This is a genomic window from Microvirga sp. P4_G7, assembly GCF_056401005.1.
The window spans coordinates 1-3,490 of record NZ_JBFUKD010000400.1 but is presented as its reverse complement, the minus strand read 5'-3'; the positions used below and the strand labels follow the sequence as shown (position 1 = coordinate 3,490).

Below are 3,490 nucleotides of genomic sequence, written 5' to 3'. Positions count from 1 at the left end.
AGCTGATGGAGCTCATTCAGTACGCGCCCACCACGGAAACGGTGCTGAAGCGACCGCTCTTGATCGTCCCTCCGTGGATCAACAAATTCTACATCCTCGATCTCAATCCGGACAAAAGCTTCATTCGGTGGGCGGTGGCGCAGGGATTGACGGTCTTTTGCATTTCATGGGTGAACCCTGACGAACGTCATGCGGATAAAGGTTTCGAGCACTACATGCGCGACGGCATTTTCGCCGCCTTGGACGCTATCGAGGCCGCAACTGGCGAAAAGAAAGTGACCGCCATCGGGTATTGCGTCGGCGGGACACTGCTGGCCGCGACCATGGCGTACATGGCGGCGAAGCGTGACAAGAGGATCGACAGTGCGACTTTCTTTACTGCGCAGGTGGACTTCACCCATGCGGGAGACTTGAAGATCTTCGTGGACGAAGAACAAATCCAATCGCTTGAAGAATCCATGAGAGGTCGCGGCTACCTCGAAGGGGCCCGGATGGCCAACGCCTTCAACATGCTTCGTCCGAACGATCTGATCTGGCCCTACGTGGTCAATGTGTATCTGAAGGGAAATGCGCCCTTCCCGTTCGACCTGCTGTACTGGAACTCCGACTCGACACGCATGCCGGCGGCCAATCACGCATTTTATCTTCGCAACTGCTACCTCGACAACAAACTGGCGAAAGGCGAGATGGAGATCGGCGGCGTGAAGCTCTCGCTCCGCAAGATCAAAGCCCCCATTTTCAATCTCGCTACACGCGAAGACCACATCGCTCCGGCGCGATCTGTCTTCCTGGGATCGCAAGCTTTCGGTGGGCCCGTCGAGTTCGTCCTTGCCGGATCAGGGCATATCGCGGGCGTCGTCAATCCGGTTGCGAAGCCAAAGTACCAGTACTGGAAGGGCGGCGAAGCCACGGGGTCGCTCGAGACCTGGATCGCTGCGGCCACGGAAACAGCTGGAAGCTGGTGGCCGTATTGGCTCGACTGGATCAAAGCGCAGGCGCCGAAGGAAATCGCGGCAAGAGAGGTCGGAGCCAACGGCCAAGCCGTATTCGGCGACGCCCCGGGGACCTACGTTCTCGAAAAATCCTGAGCGCTGAATCAAAAATGGCCGGCATTGCCGGCCATTCTCTGGAAGTCTCCTGCCGAGCAGTAAGTCTCCTGCCGATCAGTATTTGCGAATGATCGGAGCCGGAATGGTCTTCGTCGGGTCATCCCAGCGGTACTTAACGGAAGCGGAAATGATGTCGACGCTGGAATCGACGTCGGCGCGCAGAGCGACGCCCCGGGTCGCAAAGACGGGATTGCCAGGTGCGAGGTTGATATCGGTGTTCCCGACCGAGAATATGTGGGTGTAAGCGAGATCGAACGAGAGCTTTTCGCTCCAGTTGTAAGTGCCACCGAGCGAGAGCCAGATGCGGTCGGAATCGGGCAGACGCGGATTGCGGTTGTTGACGTCGATCGGCGAGATTTCGTAACCGACGCCGGCGCGCAGAGCCAAGGCCGGGTTGAAACGGTACTCGCCACCGACTGAGAAGAACCAGCCGTCGTCATACGCGAGCGGAAGATAGGGCGCGGAGGTCAAAAGCGCGCCGTTGATCCCGTTGAAGACGCGCGGAAATCCGAGGCGGCTCCAGTTTGTCCATTCCGCCGTTGCGCTCAGGCTCAGATTGTCGGTCACCTGCTGCGTGATACCCACAGAGATGGACTCGGGAAGGATGACCTTCGCCTTGATCGGAATGCCGAAATATTCGAACTTCCCATCGAGCTCCTGCTCGACCGCCGACCGGAAGCCGATACCGATCGAGGTGCCTGCGAACGGCGTCAGCGTCGCGCCGAGCGAGTAGCCGAAGCCCCAGCTGTCGCCGTCAAGGCCGGCGCTCGGGGCGAAGGGAGACGGGTTGGCCGCCGTCGGCCCTGTCGCCGAGAAATAGCGGACATGGAAGTATTGCGCGCGGACGCCGGCACCCACCGACAGCCAATCGTTGACCTTGAAGCCGATGGTCGGCATCGCCTCGAACGAGACGACCGACGTCGTGCGAGCATAGAGCTGACCAGCCCAGATCGGGTTCGGCTTCGTCGCGAGACCGAACGGAGCGCCAGTGTAGAGACCGACCCACAAGCGATCGTTGATCTGGATGCTGGCGTAACTTGCAGGCAGAATCGCGTCGAGGGCGATGTCGCCCGACTTTCCGAGAGCAAGGAAGCTGCTTGGCACGGCCGCCACTGGTGTAATGTCCGACCGCGGCATGATCCCGCTCGCGTGGGTTTCGAACTGACAGCCCTGGCTCATCGTGATCGTCGCCGGGTTCCAGTACATCGACGAGACACCGGCCGAACCGGCCGCGACGCCAGCGAACGCTTCACCGAGGCCGGTGGCACTCTGTTCGCGAAGGCCGAAGGCGCCTGCCAAAGCCCCACCCTGAGCACACACGAGCGCCGCCAGAGAAACGGTAGCCAAAGTCAACGGACGGGTCATACGTTTCATGATTTTTTTCCTGCCCCTCTAGGATTGATTCTCATTGTGCGGAACAACCCGCTCTTACACGTACTCTGCCAATGCTTTATTTTAGCCGCAATTGGCTAAAGGGCTTTTTCCGCAACGCTCTTCGATTGAACGATTACGCAACGTAAGCAGCCCAATACTTACCCTTCGGCAGATTACAATTGTATATCCGCCGATCCCAAAAATAGTTCATATCTGAACTGACGTATTTCGAGCGCGGGCAAAGGGTTTTGTGCGCCAGCGTACAATTGGCCAGAACGATCACTTCCCTCGCCTGCGTGACAGAATGGCAACAGTCGATACGACGTGCCGCTGCCTCAACGGAATCAGACCAGTCCCAGCATCAGTTGAATGTTCTGAACAGCAGCGCCGGAAGCACCTTTGCCAAGATTATCGAGGCGCGCGACGAGCACGGCGTGGCGATATTTCTCCTGGCTGAAAACCCGTAGCTCCATGCGGTCAGTGTCATTCAGAGCCTCGGGCTCGAGCCTCTCGAGAGGCTTGTCGCCTGTTCGAGCAGGAACGACGGTCACCAGCCCATCGGGGGAGTAGCGCGCCTGCAATGCCGCCTCGAGGTCAGCCGCGGTCGGTTTTCCCGGGAGAAGGTCCAGATGGAGAGGAATGCTGACCAGCATGCCCTGGCGGAAATTTCCGACCGACGGAATGAAAATGGGACGACGGGTCAGGCCCGTGTTGCGTTGGAGTTCAGGTACGTGCTTGTGCTCGAATCCGAGGCCGTACAGCTCGAACGCGGGAGCCGTGCCAGCCTCATAGGCCTCGATCATGGAGCGTCCGCCGCCGCTATAACCGCTGACCGCATTCACGCTGATCGGATAATCCGCGGGGACAATGCCGGCGTCGATGAGAGGCCGGACAAGCGCGATCGCCCCCGTTGGATAGCATCCCGGGTTTGCGACGCGGTCGGCCGACCTGATGGCCTGCTCCTGGCCCGGCGCGAGCTCGGCGAAGCCGTAGACCCAGCCGGGGCT

The 3,490-nt window shown here is 59.7% G+C and carries 3 protein-coding genes; 1 reads left to right on the top strand and 2 read right to left on the bottom strand.

Annotated elements, in window-relative coordinates; genetic code table 11:
* The coding region (locus AC1DT3_RS15335; protein ID WP_477466108.1) for a PHA/PHB synthase family protein at nt 1-1,088 on the top strand (1,088 nt) is incomplete at its 5' end.
* A 75-nt stretch (nt 1,089-1,163) separates the two neighbouring features.
* On the opposite strand, the gene AC1DT3_RS15330 is transcribed toward AC1DT3_RS15335, so the two are convergent.
* Both AC1DT3_RS15330 and argC read right to left on the bottom strand, forming a co-directional pair.
* Nucleotides 1,164-2,483 (bottom strand): OmpP1/FadL family transporter, encoded by a 1,320-nt coding sequence (locus AC1DT3_RS15330; RefSeq protein WP_477466107.1) that lies wholly within the window; start codon nt 2,481-2,483, stop codon nt 1,164-1,166.
* 344 nt (nt 2,484-2,827) lie between these two features.
* Nucleotides 2,828-3,490: N-acetyl-gamma-glutamyl-phosphate reductase (argC, locus tag AC1DT3_RS15325; RefSeq protein WP_477466106.1), on the bottom strand; the 663-nt coding region annotated here is incomplete at its 5' end.